24 protein-coding genes and 1 pseudogene are annotated in these 21003 nt (G+C 72.3%); 15 read left to right on the top strand and 10 right to left on the bottom strand.

From position 1 onward, the window contains the following. Positions 1-4: 4 nt before the first annotated feature. Positions 5-1048, bottom strand: coding sequence for a type VII secretion protein EccE (locus tag ABZW17_RS17620; RefSeq protein WP_354814512.1), 1044 nt, complete (start codon positions 1046-1048; stop codon positions 5-7). A 140-nt stretch (positions 1049-1188) separates the two neighbouring features. Here ABZW17_RS17620 and eccB point away from each other — a divergent pair, with 140 nt between their 5' ends. The 3 genes from eccB to ABZW17_RS17605 are packed head-to-tail and all read left to right on the top strand — an operon-like array spanning position 1189 to position 3952. Next, the gene (eccB, locus tag ABZW17_RS17615) at positions 1189-2610 is read left to right on the top strand and encodes a type VII secretion protein EccB (RefSeq protein ID WP_354814510.1); all 1422 of its coding nucleotides are present in this window, start codon (positions 1189-1191) and stop codon (positions 2608-2610) included. 11 nt (positions 2611-2621) lie between these two features. After that, a complete protein-coding gene (locus ABZW17_RS17610) occupies positions 2622-3317 on the top strand; it encodes a response regulator transcription factor (RefSeq protein ID WP_354814508.1) in 696 nt (231 codons plus the stop codon). Then, positions 3314-3952, top strand: a complete 639-nt coding sequence (locus ABZW17_RS17605; RefSeq protein ID WP_354814506.1) for a response regulator transcription factor — start codon at positions 3314-3316, stop codon at positions 3950-3952. The genes ABZW17_RS17610 and ABZW17_RS17605 overlap by 4 nt, the downstream gene beginning before the upstream one ends. Here ABZW17_RS17605 and ABZW17_RS17600 read toward each other — a convergent pair. Further along, positions 3949-4743 carry a carbon-nitrogen hydrolase family protein gene (locus ABZW17_RS17600; protein WP_354814504.1) on the bottom strand — a complete coding sequence of 265 codons (795 nt, stop codon included), beginning with the start codon at positions 4741-4743 and terminating at the stop codon, positions 3949-3951. The two genes, ABZW17_RS17605 and ABZW17_RS17600, sit on opposite strands and share 4 nt — an antisense overlap. 84 nt (positions 4744-4827) lie before the next feature. Here ABZW17_RS17600 and hisD point away from each other — a divergent pair, with 84 nt between their 5' ends. From hisD to ABZW17_RS17580, 4 genes are read left to right on the top strand one after another with little or no spacing between them, the layout of a single operon-like run. After that, positions 4828-6150, top strand: coding sequence for a histidinol dehydrogenase (hisD, locus tag ABZW17_RS17595; RefSeq protein WP_354814502.1), 1323 nt, complete (start codon positions 4828-4830; stop codon positions 6148-6150). Then, on the top strand, positions 6150-7250 hold the full coding sequence (locus ABZW17_RS17590) for a histidinol-phosphate transaminase (RefSeq protein ID WP_354814500.1): 1101 nt from the start codon (positions 6150-6152) through the stop codon (positions 7248-7250). Before hisD ends, ABZW17_RS17590 begins: the two co-directional genes overlap by 1 nt. After that, a complete protein-coding gene (gene hisB, locus ABZW17_RS17585) occupies positions 7247-7846 on the top strand; it encodes an imidazoleglycerol-phosphate dehydratase HisB (RefSeq protein ID WP_354814498.1) in 600 nt (199 codons plus the stop codon). Before ABZW17_RS17590 ends, hisB begins: the two co-directional genes overlap by 4 nt. Further along, positions 7843-8001 carry a hypothetical protein gene (locus tag ABZW17_RS17580; RefSeq protein ID WP_354814496.1) on the top strand — a complete coding sequence of 53 codons (159 nt, stop codon included), beginning with the start codon at positions 7843-7845 and terminating at the stop codon, positions 7999-8001. Before hisB ends, ABZW17_RS17580 begins: the two co-directional genes overlap by 4 nt. Before the next feature lie 4 nt (positions 8002-8005). On the opposite strand, the gene ABZW17_RS17575 is transcribed toward ABZW17_RS17580, so the two are convergent. Then, positions 8006-8566, bottom strand: coding sequence for a helix-turn-helix domain-containing protein (locus ABZW17_RS17575; protein ID WP_354814494.1), 561 nt, complete (start codon positions 8564-8566; stop codon positions 8006-8008). 37 nt (positions 8567-8603) lie between these two features. Here ABZW17_RS17575 and ABZW17_RS17570 point away from each other — a divergent pair, with 37 nt between their 5' ends. Continuing rightward, entirely contained in the window at positions 8604-9644 is a 1041-nt protein-coding gene (locus ABZW17_RS17570; RefSeq protein WP_354814492.1) for an epoxide hydrolase family protein, read from the top strand. A 210-nt stretch (positions 9645-9854) separates the two neighbouring features. Here the strand turns inward: ABZW17_RS17570 and ABZW17_RS17565 are convergent. Together ABZW17_RS17565 and ABZW17_RS17560 are read right to left on the bottom strand one after the other, a co-directional pair. After that, positions 9855-10124: pseudogene (locus tag ABZW17_RS17565) on the bottom strand (transposase); the annotation flags it as partial. A gap of 73 nt (positions 10125-10197) precedes the next feature. Next, positions 10198-12372 carry an MMPL family transporter gene (locus tag ABZW17_RS17560; protein ID WP_354814490.1) on the bottom strand — a complete coding sequence of 725 codons (2175 nt, stop codon included), beginning with the start codon at positions 12370-12372 and terminating at the stop codon, positions 10198-10200. Between the two features lie 206 nt (positions 12373-12578). On the opposite strand from ABZW17_RS17560, the gene ABZW17_RS17555 reads away from it, so the two are divergent. Continuing rightward, on the top strand, positions 12579-13172 hold the full coding sequence (locus ABZW17_RS17555; protein ID WP_354814488.1) for a TetR family transcriptional regulator: 594 nt from the start codon (positions 12579-12581) through the stop codon (positions 13170-13172). 258 nt (positions 13173-13430) lie between these two features. On the opposite strand, the gene ABZW17_RS17550 is transcribed toward ABZW17_RS17555, so the two are convergent. Both ABZW17_RS17550 and soxR read right to left on the bottom strand, forming a co-directional pair. Beyond that, on the bottom strand, positions 13431-13964 hold the full coding sequence (locus ABZW17_RS17550) for an RNA 2'-phosphotransferase (RefSeq protein WP_354814486.1): 534 nt from the start codon (positions 13962-13964) through the stop codon (positions 13431-13433). A gap of 34 nt (positions 13965-13998) precedes the next feature. Beyond that, positions 13999-14460 (bottom strand): redox-sensitive transcriptional activator SoxR, encoded by a 462-nt coding sequence (soxR, locus tag ABZW17_RS17545; RefSeq protein WP_354814484.1) that lies wholly within the window; start codon positions 14458-14460, stop codon positions 13999-14001. Between the two features lie 52 nt (positions 14461-14512). Between soxR and ABZW17_RS17540 the strand changes: the two genes are divergently transcribed. Genes ABZW17_RS17540 through ABZW17_RS17530 form a run of 3 tightly spaced genes read left to right on the top strand, consistent with a single transcriptional unit; the run spans position 14513 to position 16548 of the window. Further along, complete coding sequence (locus ABZW17_RS17540; protein WP_354814482.1) at positions 14513-15205, top strand: thiamine pyrophosphate-dependent enzyme; 693 nt, start codon at positions 14513-14515, stop codon at positions 15203-15205. Between the two features lie 5 nt (positions 15206-15210). Further along, positions 15211-16107, top strand: a complete 897-nt coding sequence (locus ABZW17_RS17535) for a transketolase (protein ID WP_354814588.1) — start codon at positions 15211-15213, stop codon at positions 16105-16107. A 9-nt stretch (positions 16108-16116) separates the two neighbouring features. After that, the gene (locus ABZW17_RS17530) at positions 16117-16548 is read left to right on the top strand and encodes an NUDIX hydrolase (RefSeq protein WP_354814480.1); all 432 of its coding nucleotides are present in this window, start codon (positions 16117-16119) and stop codon (positions 16546-16548) included. Here the strand turns inward: ABZW17_RS17530 and ABZW17_RS17525 are convergent. Genes ABZW17_RS17525 through ABZW17_RS17515 form a run of 3 tightly spaced genes read right to left on the bottom strand, consistent with a single transcriptional unit; the run spans position 16528 to position 18508 of the window. Beyond that, a complete protein-coding gene (locus tag ABZW17_RS17525) occupies positions 16528-17073 on the bottom strand; it encodes an NIPSNAP family protein (RefSeq protein WP_354814478.1) in 546 nt (181 codons plus the stop codon). The two genes, ABZW17_RS17530 and ABZW17_RS17525, sit on opposite strands and share 21 nt — an antisense overlap. Before the next feature lie 37 nt (positions 17074-17110). Then, a complete protein-coding gene (locus ABZW17_RS17520) occupies positions 17111-18283 on the bottom strand; it encodes an acyl-CoA dehydrogenase family protein (RefSeq protein WP_354814476.1) in 1173 nt (390 codons plus the stop codon). Between the two features lie 48 nt (positions 18284-18331). Next, positions 18332-18508: a hypothetical protein gene (locus ABZW17_RS17515; RefSeq protein WP_354814474.1), complete on the bottom strand. Its 177-nt coding sequence runs from the start codon at positions 18506-18508 to the stop codon at positions 18332-18334. A 170-nt stretch (positions 18509-18678) separates the two neighbouring features. Here ABZW17_RS17515 and ABZW17_RS17510 point away from each other — a divergent pair, with 170 nt between their 5' ends. From ABZW17_RS17510 to priA, 3 genes are read left to right on the top strand one after another with little or no spacing between them, the layout of a single operon-like run. Next, the gene (locus tag ABZW17_RS17510; protein WP_354814472.1) at positions 18679-19542 is read left to right on the top strand and encodes a hypothetical protein; all 864 of its coding nucleotides are present in this window, start codon (positions 18679-18681) and stop codon (positions 19540-19542) included. A 32-nt stretch (positions 19543-19574) separates the two neighbouring features. Further along, the gene (gene hisH, locus ABZW17_RS17505) at positions 19575-20192 is read left to right on the top strand and encodes an imidazole glycerol phosphate synthase subunit HisH (RefSeq protein WP_354814586.1); all 618 of its coding nucleotides are present in this window, start codon (positions 19575-19577) and stop codon (positions 20190-20192) included. Positions 20193-20228: 36 nt separating this feature from the next. After that, positions 20229-20966, top strand: a complete 738-nt coding sequence (priA, locus tag ABZW17_RS17500) for a bifunctional 1-(5-phosphoribosyl)-5-((5-phosphoribosylamino)methylideneamino)imidazole-4-carboxamide isomerase/phosphoribosylanthranilate isomerase PriA (protein ID WP_354814470.1) — start codon at positions 20229-20231, stop codon at positions 20964-20966. Positions 20967-21003 lie beyond the last annotated feature (37 nt).

Below are 21003 nucleotides of genomic sequence, written 5' to 3'. Positions count from 1 at the left end.
CCGGTCACGAGTCCAGGGCCAGCGGCAAAGTCTTCCGCACCCCGGCGCCGTGCCGTCCGTGCAGCGGGACCACCGCGGGCGGCACCGGCACCGCGGCCCCCGGCCGCGCCCCCACCCGGACCGTCACTTCCGCCTTCTCCCGGCCGCCCGCGGTCCGCGTCAGCGTGTACGACGTCGCCGTGAAAGCCGCCCCCGGGACCGCCAGATCCAGCACCCGCGACGACCGCGGCGTGAAGCACACCTGCGCGGCCCCGCCCCACGTCCAAGCCCGCCACCCTTCAGGCGCACCGGAAGCCGGCCCCTGAACGCCCAACGCCACCCGAAGCTCCTTCGCGAGCTCCCCGGCCTCCAAGACCGTGCTCTGGTACCCCGCCTCGGCCAGCACGCCCATCAGGCTCAACGCGGCCGACGCCGTGCTCCGCAGCGCACCCAGATCGCCGCCTCCACGGGCCAGCGCCGCGATCGGGGCCAGGTCGGGCCGGTAGCGCACCGCCAGCCACCGCACCCGCAGCACCTGCTCGCCGCGCGGGATCGCCCACGTCAGCAGCTGCGCCGACGCCAGCGGGATGTCCGCTCGCTCGTACGCCGACCGCAGGGCGTCGACCAGCGGGCCCGGTGCGCCCGGTCCCGGTGTCAGGCGGACCAACGCGCTCCAGCCGCCGTCGACCTCCGCGACGCCGAACCGGTTGCCCGCGCGGTCGACGTGCTGGCGGACCTTCACCGGGCCGGCCACCGACAGCAGCGGGTCCGGGCTGTCGCGGCGGGTGTCGTGACGGCGCAAGCGGAACGCCGTCCACGTCAGCGCCCAGCCCGCCAGGTGCCGCCCGGCGACGCGCACCGACGTCAGCAGCACCAGCGCCCCCGCCGCCGCGCTGACGGCGATCCGCACCGGCTGCGTGACGGCGTCGACCATCCACGCGAGCAGGACGGCGATCGCGGCGATCTCCCACAGCGCGGCCTGCAGCGGGCGGATCGGCAGCAGCCACGGCAGCGGCGTGGCCGCGGGCCGGGACGGTGGCAGGTGGACGGCGGCGGTATCGGCGGACACGGGCTCCCCTTTCCCCGGGCCCCGACGCTACTGCCTCCCCAGATGCGGCGTGGGCGTAAAAATTACCCTCGCCGCACCCTGGTCCGGTGCCTACCATCGGCTGCTCGGAGGGACGACGCACACAGCGGGGGCGCAGCAGCGTGTGGACGCAGCGGGACCAGATCCAGGCGTACCAGTTCCTCCGCCGCAGGCTCGTCTCCGCGCTCGTCGCCGCCGACGCCAACCACCCCACTTCGCCGAGCCGGCGGCTCGTCCTCGGCACCGTGCTCGGTGTCGTGGCCGCCCTCCTGGTGACCGCCGTCTTCGGCATCATCGGCCTGCTCAACCCCTCCGGCGGCAAGGACTGGCTGGCCGGCGGCAAGGTGATCGTCGAGGAGGGCACCGGCGCCCGGTTCGTGCTCGGTGCCGACGGCGTCCTGCACCCGGTGCTCAACTACGCCTCGGCGCGGCTGCTGGCCGGCGGCGCCGGCGACGCGACCGTGTCGGTGTCACCGGAGAACCTCGGCAAGGCCGGCCGCGGCACCCAGATCGGCATCCCGGGCGCCCCCGACTCGCTGCCGTCGCCGAACGCGCTCGTGACCGTCCCCTGGACCAGCTGCAGCCGGACCACCCAGGACGCGCCCGCGTCGGCCGAGCCGCGCACCGCCGTCCTGCTGGCCGCGCCCGCCTCCGGCGTCGAACTGCCGCGGGACCAGGGCGTGATCGTGCGGCTGCCGCAGGGCGACCGCTTCCTGCTCGCGGGCGGACGGCGCTACAAGCTCAGCGACGAGGCCGCGACCGCGCTGCAGTTCGACAGCTACCCGACGATCGCGGTCTCCTCGCGCTGGATCGACACCGTCCCGGCGGGCCGCGACCTGACCGCGCTGCCGGTCGACGGCGCCGGTTCCGCGGGACCCCCGATCGGCGGCCGCGGCAGCCGGGTCGGCGAGGTCCTCGCCGTCGTCGACGCCATGGCCGCGCCCGGCACCGCCACGTCGTACTACCTGGTCCGCGCGGGCGGCCTCGAACCGGTCGGGCAGACCGAGGCGAGCCTGCTGGTGACGACGGAGGCCAACGCCGCCGCCTACCCCGGACGGCCCGCGCCGGTCGAGGTCCGGGCGGCCGACGTCGCCGCGGTGCCGAAGGTCGCCGCGCCGCGGGCCGGTGGCGCCGACCCGGCGGCCTTCCCCGACCGCATCCCCGGCAAGGCGCCGATCACCGGGAACTCCGTGGCGCTGTGCGTTCAGGGCAGCCGGTTGCTCGTTTCGGCCGAATTCCCGCTTCCCGCCGGCGCCAAGGCCATCCAGGTCGCCACCCGGACCGAAGCACGGGTGGCGGACGAGGTTTTCGTCCCCCCTTCGGGCGGGGCCGTCGTCGTCGAAGCCGGTTCGGTCACGACGTACCTGGTGACCGACACGGGCCGGAAGTACCCGGTGGTGAACGCGCAGTCCCTGGCCTCGCTCGGCTACGGAAGCGTCGCCAAGCCGCCGATCGCAGGTAGTTTGCTGGCATTGGTGCCGACGGGCCCCGCGCTGGACCCGGCCTCGGCCGGACGGCCGGCTCCGTCGGGTGGAACGGGGTGAAAGTCGTGCAAATGACAGAAGAGCGCTCGACCGAGGGTGAACTGGACCAGGGGCGGGTCCGGGTCGCGGTCATCGAAGACCACCCGCTGTACCGCGTCTCCGTGGAACGTGTGCTGGCCGAGGCGGACTTCGTCGAGCTCGGCGCGGTCGTCGACTCGGTCGCCCGGTTCCACGTGCACCGGCAGCCGCCGGGCAGCGTGGTCCTGCTCGACCTCGGACTCCCGGGCGTCGCCGGGGCGGCGGCGGTGCTGGAGGTGTGCGAGCTGGGGCACCACGTGCTCGTGGTGTCCGCCCAGGCCGAGCCGGAGGTCGTGCTCGGCGCGATCGCGGCGGGGGCGCGCGGCTTCCTGTCGAAGGACGTCGACGCCGACGAGCTGCTCATCGCGATCAAGACGGTGGCCGGCGGCGGCGCGTACGTCTCGGCCGTGGTCGCCGGGATGATCATGAAGGACAACGCCGACCGCCCGGCCGTGTCGGCCGAAGCCGAGCTGTCGCCGCGCGAAGAACAGGTGCTGCGGCTGGTGGCGGCGGGGGAGCGGGACGTCGACATCGCGCTGATCCTCGGCATCGGCGTCCGGACGGTCCGCGGCTACCTCGACCGGATCCGCGACAAGACCGGCGAACGGCGGCGGCCGGGACTGGTCAAGGAAGCCATCCGCCGCGGCCTGATCGGCGGCGCGGGCCCCCGGCGCGGCGGCCGCAAATGAGCGACTCCGCGCGGCGCATCCCGGTCGGGGTGATCGAGGACCACCCGCTCTACCGGTACGCGCTGACCCGCGTGCTCACCGAGGCCCCGGACATCGAGCTCGGCGCGGTCGCCGATTCGGTGGCCCGGTTCGCGGTCCAGGAGCAGCCGGCGGGCAGCGTCGTCGTGCTGGACCTGAAGCTGCGGGGCGTCCAGGACGCGGCGGCGGTCCTGGAGGTGGGGCAGATGGGGCACAAGGTGCTGGTGGTGTCCGCGCACGCGGAACAGCCGGAGGTCCTGGGCGCGATGCAGGCGGGCGCGAAGGGCTTCCTGTCGAAGGACGTCGACGGCGACGAGCTGCTTCGCGCGATCCGCACGATCGCCGACGACAACGCGTACGTGTCGCCGACGCTGGCCGGGATGATCATCCAGGACAGCGAAGAGCGCCACGCGGGCCCGAAGATCGTGCTGTCGGAGCGGGAAAAGCAGGTCCTCCGCCTGGTGGCGGCGGGGGAGCGGGACGTCGACGTGGCGGAGATCCTGAACATCAGCGTCCGCACGGTCCGGTCCTACCTGGACCGGATCCGCGACAAGACCGGCGAACGGCGACGCGCGGGCTTCGTGCGGGTCGCCATCCGCGAGGGCCTGCTCCGCTAGAGGCGGCGGTTGGCCAGGGCTCCCGTGGCGGTGCGGGCCTTGGCCGACACGGCCGGATCGACGTCCACCAGCAGCGTCTCCGGCGCCGCGCCCGCCTGGGCCACCACGCGGCCGAAGCCGTCGGAGACGGTCGAGAAGCCGATCCCGGTCGGTGCCTTCGGGTTGACCGTGACGCCGGTCGCCGCCGGGTCGGCCTGGCCGCACGCCAGCACCCAGCAGCCCGAGTCCAGGGCCCGCGCCCGCACCAGCACCTCCCACTGCTCGCGCTTGCCCTCGCCGGCGCCCCAGGACGCCGGCAGCAGCACGACGTCGGCGCCGTCGTCGGCCAGCGCGCGGAACAGCTCCGGGAACCGCACGTCGTAGCAGGTCGCGACGCCGTAGACGACGCCGTCCAGCTCGAAGGTCGTCGCCGTGGTGCCGGGTGCCACCGTGTCGGACTCGGCGAACCCGAACGCGTCGTAGAGGTGGATCTTGTCGTAGCCGCGGTGGTGGCCGCCGCCGGTGACCAGGAGCGTGTTGCGGACCCGCCCGTCGTCCGCCGGGGTGAACATGCCGGCGACGACGACCGCGTCGTGCTCGGCCGCCACCGCGGCCACCGCCGACGCCCACGGCCCGTCCAGGGGCTCCGCGACCGGCTCGAGCGGCCGTCCGAAGCGCGCCATGGTCGCTTCGGGGAACACGACGATCCGCGCGCCGTCCGCCACCGCGGCTTCCACCCCGGTGCGAACGAGCTTCAGGTTCGCCTCCGGGTCGTCACCCGAGTTGACCTGGCACAACGCGATTCGCGCCACCGTTGCCTCCTGCATGCTGGGATCGGCCGTCACCGGGGAGTATCGCTGAAAACCGGCTGGGCGTGACCTCGTACCCTGGAGGACATGTTGAACCGCACCGACCTGCGCGGGCAGGTCCCGACCGCCGCCGAACTGCGCGCCAAGCTCCCCCGCGCCGAATACGACGTGGACGCGGCGCTGCACCACGTGCGCCCGGTGGTCGAGGCGGTCCGCGCCCGCGGTGTCGAAGCCGTCCTCGAGTACACCGAAAAGTTCGACAAGGTGCGCCCGGCGTCCGTGCGCGTGCCGCGTGCTTCGCTGACGCAGGCGCTGGCGGAGCTGGACCCGGCCGTGCGTGCCGCGCTGGAGGAGTCGATCACCCGCGCCCGGAAGGTGCACGCCGAGCAGCGCCGCACCGACGTCACGACCACGGTCGTCGACGGCGGCACGGTGACCGAGAAGTGGGTGCCGGTCGAGCGCGTCGGGCTGTACGCCCCGGGCGGGCTGGCCGTGTACCCCTCGACCGTGGTGATGAACGTCGTCCCGGCGCAGATCGCCGGCGTCGGCTCGCTGGTCGTCTGCTCGCCGCCGCAGGCCGCGTTCGGCGGGCTGCCGCACCCGACCATCCTCGCCGCGGCCGAGCTCCTCGGCGTCGACGAGGTGTGGGCGGCCGGCGGCGCGCAGGCCGTCGCGCTGCTGGCGTACGGCGGCACGGACACCGACGGCGCCGAACTCACCCCCGTCGACGTCGTCACCGGCCCGGGCAACATCTACCTGACCGCGGCGAAGCGCCTGCTGCGCGGCCTGATCGGCATCGACTCCGAAGCCGGGCCGACCGAGATCGCCATCCTCGCCGACGAGACGGCCGACCCGGTGCACGTCGCCGCCGACCTGATCAGCCAGGCCGAGCACGACCCCCTCGCGGCGAGCGTCCTGGTGACGACGTCGGCCGAGCTGGCCGACGCCGTCGACCAGGAACTGGCCGACCGCGTCGCGGCGACGAAGCACTCGGAACGCGTCGCCGAAGCGCTGGGCGGCAAGCAGTCCGGCATCATCCTGGTGTCCACAGTGGATGACGGGCTGCGCGTGGTCGACGCCTACGCCGCCGAGCACCTGGAGATCCAGACGGCGGACGCGCGCGCGGTCGCGGCCCGGGTCCGCAACGCGGGCGCGATCTTCGTCGGCGCGTACGCCCCGGTTTCGCTCGGCGACTACTGCGCCGGGTCCAACCACGTGCTGCCCACCGGCGGGTTCGCCCGCCACTCCTCGGGCCTGTCCGTGCAGAGCTTCCTCAAGGGCATCCACGTCGTGGACTACAGCGAGGACGCCTTGCGCGAGGTGGCCGGCCGCGTCGTCGCGCTGGCCGACGCCGAGGACCTGCCCGCGCACGGCGAGGCCGTCACCGCGCGCTTCGGGGGTTCGCTCTGATGGCGATCGGCGAAGAGGTCACCCTGGACCAGCTGCCGCTGCGCGACGACCTGCGCGGCAAGTCGCCGTACGGCGCGCCGCAGCTGGACGTCCCGGTCCGGCTCAACACCAACGAGAACCCGTACCCGCCGCCGCCCGAGCTGATCGCGGACGTCGCCGAAGCGGTCCGGCTCGAAGCCGCCGAGCTGCACCGCTACCCGGACCGCGACGCGGTGGCGTTGCGGCAGGACCTGGCCGACTACCTGAGCGTGTCGACGCGGGTGGTGCTGTCGGAGGCGAACGTCTGGGCGGCGAACGGGTCCAACGAGGTGCTGCAGCAGATCCTGCAGGCGTTCGGCGGTCCCGGGCGCAGCGCGCTGGGGTTCGAGCCGTCGTACTCGATGCACCCGATCATCGCGTCCGGCACCCGCACCGAGTGGGTCCCGGCGCCGCGCCGGGACGACTTCTCGCTGGACACGGCCGCGGCGGCGGCTCTCGTGCGTTCGAAGCGGCCGGACGTCGTGTTCGTCACCAGCCCGAACAACCCGACCGGCGGCTCGATCCCGCTTTCCGAGCTGCGCGCTCTGCTCGATGCGGCCACCGGGATCGTGGTGGTCGACGAGGCGTACGCGGAGTTCTCGTCGCAGCCGAGCGCGGTCTCGCTGCTGGCGGACTACCCGTCGTCGTTGATCGTCTCGCGCACGATGAGCAAGGCGTTCGCGTTCGCGGGCGGCCGGCTGGGCTACCTGGCGGCGGCGCCGGCGGTGGTCGACGCGCTGCAGCTGGTCCGCCTGCCGTACCACCTCTCGCGACTGACCCAGGCGGCGGCGCGCGCGGCCCTGCGGCACGCGGACGCCACTTTGGACAGTGTGCACAAGCTGGCCGCGGAACGCGACCGCGTCGTGGAAGCACTGGCGGGCCTGGGCTACGACCCGGTGCCGAGCGACTCGAACTTCGTCCTCTTCGGACGGTTCGGCGACCCGCACGCGGCCTGGCAGTCCTATTTGGACCGCGGGGTGCTGGTCCGCGACCCGGGCATCCCCGGTCACCTGCGCGTCAGCATCGGCACCCCGGAAGAGAACGACGCCTTCCTCGAGGCGAGTAAGGAAGTTTCCCGATGACCCGCATCGGCAAGGTCGAACGGACCACCAAGGAGTCCTCGATCTTCGTGCAGCTGGACCTCGACGGCACGGGCGAGGTCGAGATCTCGACCGGCGTCCCGTTCTACGACCACATGCTGACGGCGTTCGGCGTCCACGGCTCGCTGAACCTGAAGGTCGAGGCCACCGGCGACGTCCACATCGACGCCCACCACACGGTGGAGGACACGGCGATCGTCCTGGGCCAGGCGATCCGCCAGGCCCTGGGCGACAAGAGCGGCATCCGCCGCTTCGGTGACGCGTGGATCCCGATGGACGAAACCCTGGCCCACGCGGCCGTCGACGTCTCGGGCCGGCCGTACTGCGTGCACGTGGGCGAGCCCGAGCAGTTCACCACCTTCACGATCGGCGGCAACTACCCGTTCGTGCTGACGCGGCACGTGTTCGACTCGCTGGCGTTCCACGCGCAGATCGCGCTGCACGTGCGGGTGATCCACGGCCGCGACCCGCACCACATCGCGGAGGCGGAGTACAAGGCGGTGGCCCGGGCGCTGCGCGCGGCGACCGAGCCGGACCCGCGCGCGGGCGGCATCCCCTCCACGAAGGGCGTCCTGTGAACAACGGAGTCGTCGGCGTGCTCCTGCTCGCCCTCGGTGGTTTCCTCGTGGGCGGCGTCTATTCGACGTGGAAGACGGCGAAGTTCATGGCGGTGGTGCTGGGCGTCGCGGCCCTGCTCGCGATCGGTGGTGCGATCTTCTGGTTCGCCAGCTAGGCCTTCACCCGTCGGCGAGCCGCTGGATGGTGGCGCCCAGCCACGCCTCGAGCTCGGCGGGATCGCCGAGTTCGGACCGCAGCACCCGGCGCCGCGTCGAAACGCCGAGGACGAAGGCGTCGATCGCCGCGGCCCGGGTGCGGGCGTCCGCGTCGTCGAGGCCGCTGTCGCGCAGGTAGCGGTGCAGCGGTTCCAGCGAGTTCGTGTCGAGGAACGCGGCCAGCGCCTCGGCCGCCTCCGGGCGTTCGCCGGCCGCCCGGTGCAGCACGAGCAGCGGATCCTCGCCCGGGGCGGCGGACCAGCGCCGGACGATGTTCGCCGCGAGCCGGGCCCCCAGCGTTTCGCGGTCGCCGTCGAAGGAGTCCGCGACCGGGATCTCCACGCGGGTGGCGGCCAGGAAAAGGCCGTCCTTGCCGCCGAAGTAGCGCGTGATGAGGTTGGGGGACACGCCGGCGGCGTCGGCCACGCCCTTGACCGTGACCGCCGTGTACCCGTGCCGGGCGAACTGGCGCCGGGCGTGCTCGAGGATCCGCTGCCGGGTGGCGGTCGCGTCGCGCGAAATCATGTGTACGAGCATACACATGATGTGTACGCTGATACACATGGACGACGAGATGCGCGACCGGCTCCGGCGGACGCGGCGGGTCACGACCCCGTGGGGTGAAGACGGCACGCGCGGCTTTGGCGGCACCCGCCTCGACGCGCTCCTCGAACGCTGGGCGAACGGGTACGACTGGGCCGTGCACGAGCGCCGCATCGGCGAGTACCCGTGGGCGACGGTACGCGCGGAGGGCACCGACCTGCGGGTCATCCACCAGCGGTCCGCGGATCCCGGCGCGCCGGCCGTGGTGCTGCTGCACGGCTGGCCGGATTCGGTGCTGCGGTTCGAGCGCGTCCTGCCGCTGCTCGCCGACGTGCACGTGGTGGTGCCCGCGCTGCCGGGCTTCCCGTTCGCGGCGCCGCTGTCCACGCCCGGGATGTCGGCGGCCCGGATGGCCGGCATCATCGCGGCCGCGCTCGCCGAGCTCGGTTACGCGCGGTACACGGTGTCCGGCGGCGACGTGGGTGGCACGGTCGCGGAGATCCTCGCGGGCGGGTACCCGGACCGGGTGGCTGCCCTCCACCTGACGAACGTCGCCCCACAGCGCGCCCTGACGGCCGACCCGGCACGCCTCGCACCCGACGCGGCGGCCTACCTCGCCCGCGCGGGGCAGTGGTTCCGCGCGGAGGGCGGGTACATCGCCGAGCAGTCGACCCGCCCGAACACCCTCACGATCGCCCTCGGCGACTCACCCGCCGGCCTGGCGGCGTGGATCGCGGAGAAACTCGAGTCCTGGTCCGGCGCAGGGGCGTTCACCACGGACGAGCTGCTCACCTGGATCACGGCCTACTGGGTCACCGGCACGATCGGAACCTCGTTCGCCACGTACACCGAACCGGCGGCCCTCCCGGCCCGGATCGACACGCCAACCGTGCTTTCGGTGTTCCGGCGCGACACCAAACCGGAGCCGCGGAGCTACGCCGAGGCGTTCCTGAACATCCGGGAGTACGTGGAACACGGGGAAGGCGGCCACTTCGCAGCGTGGGAACAGCCGGCGGCGTATGCCGATGATGTGCGCCGGGCGGTCAACCTGGGCGGCTGAGTCGGCTCCCGCCTTCCCGGGTGGTGCCGCCTTTGGCTCGTTTGCGGTCGGAGTAGGCGCGGCCGACAGGGCGGCGAAGGCGGCGAGGAAGAACGCGCGGTTGAGCCGGCGGTTGCCGGTCCTTGCGGGTGCTCGCTCGTGATGTTGGTTCCGGAGCGGTGGGTGACCGGGGGCCGATGCCGGCGTAGGTGGCCGGATGTCCCGCTCGCTCATGCGGGGAGCGTGGACCTTCGCGATCGCAGTGGGTTTGCGGCAGCCGGCCTTGGCGATGCCGGCCGCGGGCCGCCGCAGCGGGAAAGGATCTCCAGCACCGCCGGATGGGAGATCCGTGGTCCGGGCGGGGTGGATACCGGTGAGCAGGCCACGGATGCGGTTCGCGATGTGGGTGGCTTCGCCGGACAGGTCGTGGTCGAACCCGACCAGCACCTCCAGCTCCGCCAGCGTCTCGTCGCCGACGTCGACCGGGCGCAGGGTGTGGGGCCGGCAGGGCCGGACAAAACCCGTGGCCGAAGCCTGGTTGTCCACAACCCCGCGGGGTTGTGGACAACCAGGGTCAGCGGTTCGCGCCGACCAGTTCCCGCTCTTCGGGCTCGTCGAGCTGCTTCGTGAGCTTCTCGCCCTCCACGTCGACGTCCGGCAGCACCCGGTCCAGCCACTTCGGCAGCCACCACGCGCCGCGGCCCAGCAGGGACATCACCGCCGGGACCAGCGTCATGCGGACCACGAACGCGTCCACCAGCACGCCGAACGCCAGCGCGAAGCCGATCGACTGGATCAGCGACGACTCCGCCAGCACGAACCCGGCGAACACGCTGATCATGATCAGCGCCGCCGCGACGACGACCCGCGCGCCGTGGCGGAAGCCGGTGACCATCGCCTCCTGCGGCTCCGCCCCGTGCACGTGCTCCTCGCGCATGCGCGTCACCAGGAACACCTGGTAGTCCATCGCCAGCCCGAACAGCACGCCGATCAGCAGGATCGGCAGCATGCTCATGATCGGGCCGGTCGACTCGACGCCGAGCAGGTCGGTCAGCCAGCCCCACTGGAACACCGCGACCACCGCGCCGAACGTCGCCGCGACCGAGCCGAGGAAGCCGATCGTCGCCTTCAGCGGCACCACCACCGAGCGGAACACCAGCATCAGCAGCACGAACGCCAGCCCGACGATCAGCGCCAGGTACGGCAGCATCGCGTCCGACAGCTTCTCGGAGACGTCGATGTTCGCCGCGGTCTGGCCTGTCACCGCCAGCTTCGCGTCCAGCTTGCCGGATTCGGCGCGGATCGCGGCCACCAGGTCTTCGGTCTGCGTGCTGCTCGGGCCGCTCTTCGGGATCACCGTCAGCAGCGCCGTGTCACCGGCCTGGTTGACGCGCGGCGGCGTGACGGCGGCGACGTCGGGCAGCTTCTGGATGCCGGCCGCGGCCTGGCCGAGCGCGGCCTGGCGGTTGGCGCTCGCGGAGACGTCGACGACGACCAGGAGCGGCCCGTTGGAGCCTTCGCCGAAGCTGCGGCTGGCGATGTCGTAGGCCTTCTTCTGCGTCGACTCGGGCGCCGCGGTGCTGTCGTTGGGCAGGCCGAGCTGCATGCTCAGCGCGGGCAGCGCGACCACCGCCATCCCGGCCAGCGCGACGAGCAGCACCGGGATCCGGTGGCGGGCGACGAACCGCGCCCAACGCTCGCCGTGCGTCGTTTCGACCGGCTTGCGACGCAGCCGGATGCGGCCGCCGGCGACCCGGGCACCGGCGAATCCGAGGATCGCGGGCAGCAGCGTCAGGGCGATGAGCACGGCGATCGCGACGGTGACGGCGGCGGCGACGCCCATCTGGCCGAGGAACGGAATGCCGACCACGGTGAGCCCGGCCAGCGCGATGATCACGGTGAGCCCGGCGAACACGACGGCGGACCCGGCGGTGCCCGCGGCGCGCCCGGCGGCTTCTTCGGGGTCGCGGCCGATGCTCAGCTCGTGCCGGTAGCGCGACACGATGAACAGCGCGTAGTCGATGCCGACCGCGAGGCCGATCATCAGCGCCAGGATCGGCGTGTTCGAGTTGAGCTCGAGGAACCCGGAGGCGAGGAAGATGCCGCCCATCCCGGTGCCGACCCCGATCAGCGCGGTGAGCAGCGGGATCCCGGCCGCGACCAGCGAGCCGAAGGTGATGATCAGCACGATGGCGGCAACGGCCACGCCCAGCCCCTCGGTGGCGCCGGTCGCGGGCACACCCTGCACGGCGTCGCCGCCGAACTCGACGGTGAACCCGGCCGCCCGGGCCGCGTCGGCCGGCGCCTGCAACGCCTGGCGGTCCTCGGCGGTGAGCTCGTACGCCTTCGCTCCGTAACTGACCTGGGCGAGGGCGACGCGCCGATCGGGTGAGATGGACTGCGCCTGGAACGGGTCGACGACGACGGCGACCTTCGGGGCCGTCTTCAGCTGCCCGACGAGGGTCTCGACGGCAGCCTTGCCCTTCGCGTCGGTCACGGTGGTCCCGGCCGGAGCCTCGATGACCACGCGCGCGGTGGCGCCACCCGCGTTGGCCTGCGGGAACTTCTCGGTGAGCTGGTCGACCGCCCGCTGCGACTCGGTGCCCGGGATCGTCACCGAGTTCGACAGCTGGCCCGACAGCGTCAGCGCGCCCAGGCCGAGCGCCACGAGCACGGCCGCCCAGACGGCCGCGACCAGCGCTTTCCGCCGGAAGGAGAACCGGCCCAGCCGGTACAGGAAGGTCGCCACGAGTCAGCTCCGTTTCGCCCGAACGGGGTCAGGTCACTCCACAGGGTCTTTTCCAAGCTAGCCGATCGGCAAGGGTGACTCCAAGCCGATCGGCAAGTATGTGACTTGCCGAACAGCAAGGTTTGTTCCTAGCCGTTCGGCTAGGAAGACGGTTTGCCGATCGACAGGGCGTGACGTAGGCTCCGACGGCTCGCTGAGGAGGAAGAATGACCGCCGGCCCGGCCGAGGACACCCGGACCCGACTGCTGCAGACCGCGCTGCGCCTGTTCACCGAACACGGGGTCGAGGGCACGTCGCTGCAGATGATCGCGGACGCGCTGGGCATCACGAAGGCGGCGGTGTACTACCACTTCAAGACCAAGGCGGAGATCACCGAGGCGGTCGCCGAGCCGGGCGTCCGCGACCTGGACGAGCTGGTCCGCCGCGCGGCCGCCCAGAAGCGCCGCGGCGCGCAGGTGGACCTGCTGCTGGAGGGGTTCGTCGACCTGGTGATCCGCCACCGGACGCTGGTGGCGCTGTTTTCGAGCGACCCGGGCATCGCCCGCGCGATCGAGAAGTCGGCCCACGGCGGAATGGAAGGCTTCGGCCAGGCGCTGCTGGGAATCCTCTCCGGCCCGGCCCCGGACACGACGGCCCGCGTCAACGCCCTGGTGACCTTGACAGGCATCGCAATGGCCGGCGGCTCCCCGGATCTGGCCGCCCTGGGCGACGACGAGCTGCGCACGGAACTGCTGGACGTGGGCCGCCGCCTCCTCGGCCGCCCCCGCCGCCGAACCATCACCCCGGTCGTCACCTTCTGACGGCAGTGATGCCCCCGCAAACACGCGAGATGCCCGCGCAAGCACGCGAGATGCCCGGCTGATCACGCGAGATGCGCGCCCAAGCACGCGAGTTCCGGCTTTGATCACGCGACTCGCGTACCCAGGAGGTCGGCTCGCGTACCCGGGTGGTCGGTTCGTGTACCCGGGTGGTCGGTTCGTGTACCCGGGCGGTCGGTTCGTGTGATCAGGCGGGTATCTCGTGTGATTGGTGGGGCATCATTCGTGATTGGTGGGGCATCAGGCGGGGCGGGAGAGGTACTGCGGTGGGACTGCCGGGGTGAGCCAGACTCCGTTGGCGCTTACCTGGAAGGTGTGGGCGGCGGCGGTCATCGCGGCCGCGTCCACGCGGAGGATCACCGGCTTGCCGCGGCGGGCGCCCACCGCGTGGGCCGTGTCGATCGTTGCCGACAGGTGGACCGCGTGGCGGTTCATCGGGCGCAGGCCCTCGTGGAAGATCGCGTCGAGGAAGTGCGACACCGTGCCGTGGTAGAGGATCTCCGGGGGGATTGCGTCCGGCAGGCCGAGGTCGACCGCCACGCTGTGGCCCTGGCTCGCGCGGATGCGCGTTCCCGTTTCGTCGAAGGCGAAGCGGCGCTTGTTGTTCCGCTCGACCACCTCGTCGAGGTCCTCGCGCGTGATCGACAGGGCGCGCAGGAGCGCGTCGACCAGTGCCCAGCCGTCGGGGGAGAGGGTGAGGCCGGCCGCGGCCGGGTCGTGGCGCAGGTGCTTCGCCATGCGCTTGGAGATGCGGATCAGGTGCTTTTCGTTCATTGCCCTTCCAGCATCCTCCCCGCCCGCAAGCGGTTTAGATGCCGCCTTCGACGGCCGGGCGCAGTTTGCTCGCGCCCGGGCCGAACCGGGCCAGCTCGTCGTCGTTGTTGTACAACGCGCAGCTGCGCAGGGACAGGCAACCGCACCCGACGCAGCCGGTGAGCCGGTCGCGAAGGCGTTGCAGGGCGTCGATCCGGGCGTCGAGCTCGTGCTGCCAGTCACGCGACAGCCGCGCCCAGTCGGCCTTCGTCGGGGCGTGGTCCACCGGAAGCGTCGCCAGGGCCGAGCTGATGTCCTCGAGCGAAAGCCCGACGCGTTGCGCGGCGCGGATGAACGCGATCCGGCGCAGCACCGAGCGCGCGTAGCGACGCTGGTTGCCCGCCGACCGCTCCGAACTGATCAGCCCCTTCTCCTCGTAGAACCGCAGTGCCGTGTGCGGAACCCCGCTGCGTTCCGCCACCTGTCCGATGCTGAGATGTTCAGCGAGCCTGGTCACCAGGTCAGGCTATCCTTGACTTCGAGTTTAGTCGAGGTTGCATCGTCGGGTCATGACCACTGTGACCGAACCCGGCTACGCCGACCTGCCGCGGCTGATCGCGCTGATGACCGGCGACGAAAAGCACAGCGCCGCCGCCGAGTCCACTTTGGACGTCATCTGGGTGCTCTACGACCGCGTCCTCGACGTCACGACCGAAAACTTCCGCGAGCCCGGCCGCGACCGCTTCCTGCTCTCCAAGGGGCACGGTCCGATGGCGTACTACGCCGTGCTCACCGCGAAGGGCTTCATCGCCGAAGCGGAGCTGGCGACGTGGTCCGACCCGGTGTCGCGGCTCGGCCACCACCCCGACCGGCGCCGCATCCCCGGCGTCGAAATCTCCAGCGGCTCGCTCGGCCACGGCCTCCCGATCGCCTTCGGCACCGCGCTCGGCCTGCGGGCCCGCGGGCTGACGCGGGCGAAGGTCGTGACGCTCGTCGGCGACGCCGAACTGGACGAGGGCTCGAACCACGAGGCGATCGTCGTCGCGGCACGGGCCGGCCTCGAAAACCTGACCACCGTGGTGATCGACAACCAGTCGTCGACGCGCGGCTGGCCGGGCGGGATCGCCCGCCGCTTCGCCGTCGAAGGCTGGGAAACCCGCACGGTGTCCGGCCGCGACCACGACGCCCTCTACGACGCCTTCACCACCCCCCACCCCGGCCGGCCGCTGGCCGTCGTCGCCGTCGTCGAACCGAAAGGCTGACCAGGCTGCCGATGCGCGAAGAATTCCTCGCCACCACCGAACGGATCATCGACGCGGACCCGGACGTCGCGGTCGTGCTGGCCGACATCTCGGCCGCGCAGCTCGCCGGCGCCGCGCAGCGCCACCCGGACCGCGTGATCAACGTCGGCATCCGCGAACAGCTGCTGGTCAGCACGGGCGCCGGCCTGGCGCTGGCCGGGCTGCGGCCGATCGTGCACACGTTCCCGTCGTTCCTGGTGGAGCGCGCGTTCGAGCAGATCAAGCTCGACTTCTCGCACCAGGACGTGGGCGGTGTCCTGGTCTCGTGGGGCGCCTCGTACGACATGCCGACGGCGGGCCGCACGCACCAGTCCCCGGCCGACGTGGCCCTGATCGATTCCCTGCCCGACTGGACGGTCCACGTGCCGGGCCACCCGGCGGAGGCCCGCCGCCTGCTGCTGGAGTCGATCCCGGGCGACGGCCGCGTGTACCTGCGGCTTTCGGCGCAGGAGAACGCTTCCGCGCACCTGGGCGTCGGTTTCACGAGGCTGCGCGAGGGATCCCGGGGCGTGGTGGTGGCGGTGGGACCGGTGCTGGACCGCGTCCTGCGCGCGACGGCGGGCCTGGACGTGACGGTGCTGTACGCCTCGACGATCCGCCCGTTCGACGGCGCCCGCCTGCGGGCGGCGGTCCTCGACGCCGCCCCGGACGTGGTGCTGGTGGAGCCGTACCTCGCCGGGACGTCGGCGCACTGCGTGGCGGACGCGCTTTCCGAGGTGCCGCACCGGGTGAAGGCCCTCGGGGTCCGGCGCGACGTCGAAATCCGCTCGTACGGGGACATCGCGGACCACGACCTGGCCCACGGCCTGGACGCCGGCTCGCTGGGAATGTCCATCCGGGACTTCCTGGGGGCCGGCCGGTAGCGTGGCGCCATGCCCTCGATCCGGCCGATCGTCCTCGCCGTCATCCGCCGCGGGACCGCCCTTCTGGTTTTCGAAGCGCACGACGACGTCAAGGGCGAGACCTACTGCCGCCCGCTCGGCGGCGGGATCGAGTTCGGGGAACACAGCGCGGACGCGCTCGTGCGCGAGTTCCGGGAGGAACTCGACGCCGAGATCACCGTGCACGCGCTCCTCGGCGTGCTCGAGAACGTCTTCACCTGGCGTGGCCGGCCCGGGCACGAGATCACCTTCCTGTACGAAGCCGAATTCGCCGACGAAAGCCGCTACCGGCGTGAGGAAATGAAGATCCTCGACGATCCCGCCACCGCCCGGTGGGTCGAGCTGGCCGAGTTCCGGGACGGCCGCCGGATCCTGTACCCCCGGGGCCTCGTCGAGTTCCTTTCACCGGAGCAGCGATCGTGACGTCGGCTCCAGCCGGACCGACGCCTCCGACACCGGCGCGCGGCTGAACCACACCGCGAACGGGCCGTCGGTGCGGACCGGCAGCTGCGGGAACGTGTTCTCCGCCGGCTCCGTCTCGAACGCCGCGAACACCGGACCGGGCGGGGGCGCGGGCGGCGAAACTGTCACGTACAGCTCCGCGCCGGGTGGTGGCGCGGTGAGGCCGCCGGCCACCGGGCGCAGCAGCAGGACGTCGTCCGAGTCGATCATCGTCGCGTTCGCCGCCGACCGGTGCTCCTTCCACACCGGCCCGAAGTAGAACTCCTCGAGCGCCGCCTTGCGCCCGGCCATCGAGCGGAAACCGCGCAGCCACACGAACTCGTCCGGGGCCGCCCGCGACCGGAACAGCCCGAACAGGTGCGCACCGGCCGCTTCCTGCGGCTCGACGAACTCGCGTTCGAACAGCTCGATCAGCTCGTCACGACGGCCCGGGTGCAGGGTGTAGCGCCGCAGTTCCAGCACGGTTTCGAAGTCGGAGAAGGTCATGCCGCCGAAGCTAGCGGGCACCACCGACAAAAACGGATCAGCGGAACGCCGCGAGCCCCGTGACCGCCTGACCGAGTGACAGCGCGTGCATCTCCTCGGTGCCTTCGTACGTCAGCACCGTCTCGAGGTTCGCCATGTGCCGCATCACCGGGTACTCCAGCGAAATCCCGTTCGCGCCGAGCATCGACCGCGCCGTGCGGGCCACGTCCAGCGCCGACCGGACGTTCGCCAGCTTCCCGAAGCTGACGTGGTTGTGATGCAGCGAACCGGCGTCCTTCAGCCGGCCGATCTGCAGCGCCACCAGCCCCGCGCGGTTGACCTCGACGATCAGGTCGGCGAGCTTGCGCTGCGTCAGCTGGAACCCCGCGAGGGGCTTGCCGAACTGCGAACGCGACAGCGTGTACTCCAACGCGGCTTCGTAGCACGCGCGCGCCGCGCCGACGACGCCGAACAGGATGCCGTAGCGGGCCTCGTTCAGGCACGACAGCGGCCCGCGCAGGCCGCGGACCTCGGGGAACGCGGCCGACGCCGGCAACCGGACGCCGTCCAGGACCAGTTCCGCGGTCAGCGACGCCCGCAGCGACAGCTTGTGCTTGACCTCGTTCGCGGTGAACCCCGGTGTCGACGTCGGGACGACGAACCCGCGGATCCCGTCGTCGGTCTGCGCCCAGACGACCGCGACGTCGGCGACGGTTCCGTTGGTGATCCACATCTTCGTGCCCGAGAGCACCCAGTCGGACCCGTTGCGCACCGCACGCGTCCGCATCGAGCCGGGGTCGCTGCCCGCGTCCGGCTCGGTCAGCCCGAAGCAGCCCAGCGCGTCGCCGGTGGCCATCCGCGGCAGCCACTCCTGCCGCTGCTCCTCGCTGCCCCACTTGTGGATCGCGTACATCGCCAGCGAGCCCTGCACCGACACGAAACTGCGCAGGCCCGAGTCGACGGCCTCCAGTTCGCGGCACGCAATGCCGTACGCGACGGCGCTGGTGCCGGCGCAGCCGTAGCCCTCCAGGTGCATGCCGAGCAGGCCGAGCGAGCCGAAGCCCTTCGCGAGCTCGGCGGCGGGGAGCGCGCCCGTCTCGTACCAGTCGGCGACGTGGTCGAGCAGGTTGTCCTTCGCGTACGCGCGCACCGCGTCGCGGATGGCGCGTTCCTCCTCGGCGAGCCCGGCGTCGAGGTCGAGGAAGTCGTGCGGATCAGGGGTGCTGCTCATGAGGGCTCCCGGTGGACGCGACGATGCGGCCACCGCAGGAAACCACAGTCAGGCGTCTGTTCTCCGCGTGGCGTTCGTCACGCGGGCAGCAGATCCACCCGGGTGGTAGCGAGGCCGGACCTGCTGCCGGGGGATCAGCAGCTCGCTGAACTGCGGAAACGGCACGCTTTCGATGTCGTCACGCCAGGCGTGCAGCATCTGGGACAGCAGGTCGTCCTCGGCCATCTTCGCCTCCCGGCGTCCGGTCGTGCCGGGCTGGACCCACACGATCGGGTGACTTGATACCCGGCGAGCGGGACGCTCAAACGGCCTTCGCCAAGATTCTTCCGGCCGGCGCCCCGTCCGTGGAAGAATCGCCTCGCCGCCGCCAAGGCCTCAACTCCCGAGGAGCGCACATGCGCGCACTGCGGACGGCAAGTCTGCTCGCCCTCACCGCCGCCACCCTGCTCGCCGCCACCGGCGTCGCCACCGCGCACGGCACCCGCTGGAAGCAGACCGGCCACACCGGCGTCGAGAACCGCATCAGCGGGGAGGGCCTGACGACCCTCCGGCTGCCCGGCCACGCCCCCGAGCTCGTCTACCGCAACGGCGCCACCATTCCGCAGCCCCTGAAGGACGAGGGCTGGGGCCACGTCGGCGACCCCGATTCGCTGCGCGGCTACGTCTTCGACGTCTACCAGGACACCCGCACCCCGGCGCCGGCGACGAAGATGTACCTGGTCACCCGGCCCGACGGGACGACGACGGAGTTCGTCCACCCGCTGCAGGCCGACGAGCCGGCCGCCAACGCGAACGCGCAGGTCGCGGCCACCCCCGACGGGCAGTGGCTCGTGTCGGGCCCGCTCGGCGAGATCGACCGCCTGTACGTCTCCCCGACGCCGTTCCTCAACCCGCGCGGCCCGCGGCAGGCGGGTGACCTCCCCGTCGCCGCCGAGATCCACCTCGACCACCACATCCGCAGCGCCCAGGGCTGCGACTTCACCGGCGTGACGACGTTGATCTGCGCCACCAGCGACCCGTACAACGACCTGTACCCGACGAACCTCCAGCTGCTGCAGATCGACCTCGCGCGCCCGCTGACCGGCCGTGACGTCACCGCGCGGGTGCACGAGATCGGCCAGGTCCCGCTGGTCAGCACCTGCACCGGCACCTTCACCCCGGAAGGCGTCGACTACGACGCCGGCGTGCTGCGGGTGGAGGTCGTGCCGCCGTCGCCGTGCAACACGGTGACGGACGTCTATTCGTTCGAGCGCCGCTGAGCGGGGCGGCTACGCTGGGTGGCGTGTCTCGTGTGGTGATCCTCGACTACGGTTCCGGCAACCTCCGCTCCGCCGAACGCGCGGTGGCGCGCGCCGGGGCCGACGTCGAGGTCACCGCCGACCCCCAGGCCGCGATCGAAGCCGACGGCCTGGTCGTGCCGGGCGTCGGCGCGTACTCCGCCTGCATGGCGGGGCTGCTGGACGTGCACGGGCACCGGATCATCGGCAAGCGCCTGGCCGGCGGCCGCCCGGTCCTGGGCATCTGCGTCGGCATGCAGATCCTCTTCGCCCGCGGCGTCGAGCACGGCGAAGAGACCGAAGGCACGGGCGAGTGGCCCGGCGTCGTCGACCGCCTGCACGCCGACGTCCTGCCGCACATGGGCTGGAACACGGTGCGCGCGCCCGCGGATTCGCAGCTGTTCGCGGGGCTCGACCCGGAGGAGCGGTTCTACTTCGTGCACTCCTACGCGGCGCGGAAGTGGCAGCTGGACGGGCTGCCCGGCCAGGAGCCGAAGGTGACGTGGGCCCACCACGGCGAGGACTTCGTGGCGGCGGTGGAAAACGGGCCGCTGTGGGCGACGCAGTTCCACCCGGAGAAGTCGGGCGACGCCGGGGCGCAGCTGCTGCGCAACTGGCTGGCGACCCTCTGACCGGGTGATCGGGGTCTCCGCCCTACAGTTGACGGCGTGACTTTCACGCTGCTTCCCGCCGTTGATGTGGCCGATGGCCAGGCCGTGCGACTCGTCCAGGGCGAGGCCGGTACCGAGACCTCCTATGGCAGCCCGCTCGAAGCCGCGTTCGCCTGGCAGCGGGACGGGGCCGAGTGGATCCACCTGGTCGATCTCGACGCCGCCTTCGGCAAGGGCAGCAACCGGGAGCTGCTCGCCGAGGTCGTCGGCAAGCTCGACGTCCAGGTCGAGCTCTCCGGCGGGATCCGCGACGACGCGTCGCTGAAGGCCGCCCTGGCCACCGGGGCGCGCCGGGTCAACCTCGGCACCGCCGCCCTCGAAGACCCGGAGTGGACCGCCCGGGTCATCGGCGAGTACGGCGACCGCGTCGCGATCGGCCTCGACGTGCGGATCACCGAGGCCGGGCACCGGCTGTCCGCCCGCGGCTGGACCTCCGACGGCGGCGACCTGTGGGACGTCCTCGAGCGGCTCGACCGCGACGGCGCCTCCCGCTACGTCGTCACCGACGTCGGCAAGGACGGCACGCTGCGCGGCCCGAACCTCGACCTGCTGCGTGACGTCGTCGCCCGCACCGACGCGCCGGTGATCGCCTCGGGCGGGGTCTCGAGCGTGGCCGACCTCGTCGCGCTGGCGGGCCTGGCCTCCGACGGCGTCGAGGGGTCCATCGTCGGCAAGGCGCTCTACGCCGGCGCGTTCACGCTGCCGGAGGCCCTCGCCGCGGTCGCGCGGGTCTAGCCGGGTAGGGACACGGCGGCGTCAGGCCAGGACGGCC

Source organism: Amycolatopsis sp. NPDC004625 (assembly GCF_040609695.1).
GTDB lineage: Bacteria > Actinomycetota > Actinomycetes > Mycobacteriales > Pseudonocardiaceae > Amycolatopsis.
Note: the sequence above shows the minus strand (reverse complement) of the source record. Positions and strands in the feature narration are given on the sequence as shown.

Bases quoted from the DNA above. Each gene is read 5' to 3' on its own strand.
- ABZW17_RS17515 (WP_354814474.1), bottom strand. From the start codon at position 18,508: ATGGCCGAGGACGACCTGCTGTCCCAGATGCTGCACGCCTGGCGTGAC.
- ABZW17_RS17530 (WP_354814480.1), top strand. From the start codon at position 16,117: ATGCCCTCGATCCGGCCGATCGTCCTCGCCGTCATCCGCCGCGGGACC.
- ABZW17_RS17610 (WP_354814508.1), top strand. From the start codon at position 2,622: ATGACAGAAGAGCGCTCGACCGAGGGTGAACTGGACCAGGGGCGGGTC.
- ABZW17_RS17605 (WP_354814506.1), top strand. From the start codon at position 3,314: ATGAGCGACTCCGCGCGGCGCATCCCGGTCGGGGTGATCGAGGACCAC.
- hisD (WP_354814502.1), top strand. From the start codon at position 4,828: ATGTTGAACCGCACCGACCTGCGCGGGCAGGTCCCGACCGCCGCCGAA.
- ABZW17_RS17575 (WP_354814494.1), bottom strand. From the start codon at position 8,566: ATGATTTCGCGCGACGCGACCGCCACCCGGCAGCGGATCCTCGAGCAC.
- ABZW17_RS17570 (WP_354814492.1), top strand. From the start codon at position 8,604: ATGGACGACGAGATGCGCGACCGGCTCCGGCGGACGCGGCGGGTCACG.
- ABZW17_RS17550 (WP_354814486.1), bottom strand. From the start codon at position 13,964: ATGAACGAAAAGCACCTGATCCGCATCTCCAAGCGCATGGCGAAGCAC.
- ABZW17_RS17540 (WP_354814482.1), top strand. From the start codon at position 14,513: ATGACCACTGTGACCGAACCCGGCTACGCCGACCTGCCGCGGCTGATC.
- ABZW17_RS17510 (WP_354814472.1), top strand. From the start codon at position 18,679: ATGCGCGCACTGCGGACGGCAAGTCTGCTCGCCCTCACCGCCGCCACC.
- ABZW17_RS17520 (WP_354814476.1), bottom strand. From the start codon at position 18,283: ATGAGCAGCACCCCTGATCCGCACGACTTCCTCGACCTCGACGCCGGG.
- ABZW17_RS17590 (WP_354814500.1), top strand. From the start codon at position 6,150: ATGGCGATCGGCGAAGAGGTCACCCTGGACCAGCTGCCGCTGCGCGAC.
- hisB (WP_354814498.1), top strand. From the start codon at position 7,247: ATGACCCGCATCGGCAAGGTCGAACGGACCACCAAGGAGTCCTCGATC.
- ABZW17_RS17525 (WP_354814478.1), bottom strand. From the start codon at position 17,073: ATGACCTTCTCCGACTTCGAAACCGTGCTGGAACTGCGGCGCTACACC.
- ABZW17_RS17555 (WP_354814488.1), top strand. From the start codon at position 12,579: ATGACCGCCGGCCCGGCCGAGGACACCCGGACCCGACTGCTGCAGACC.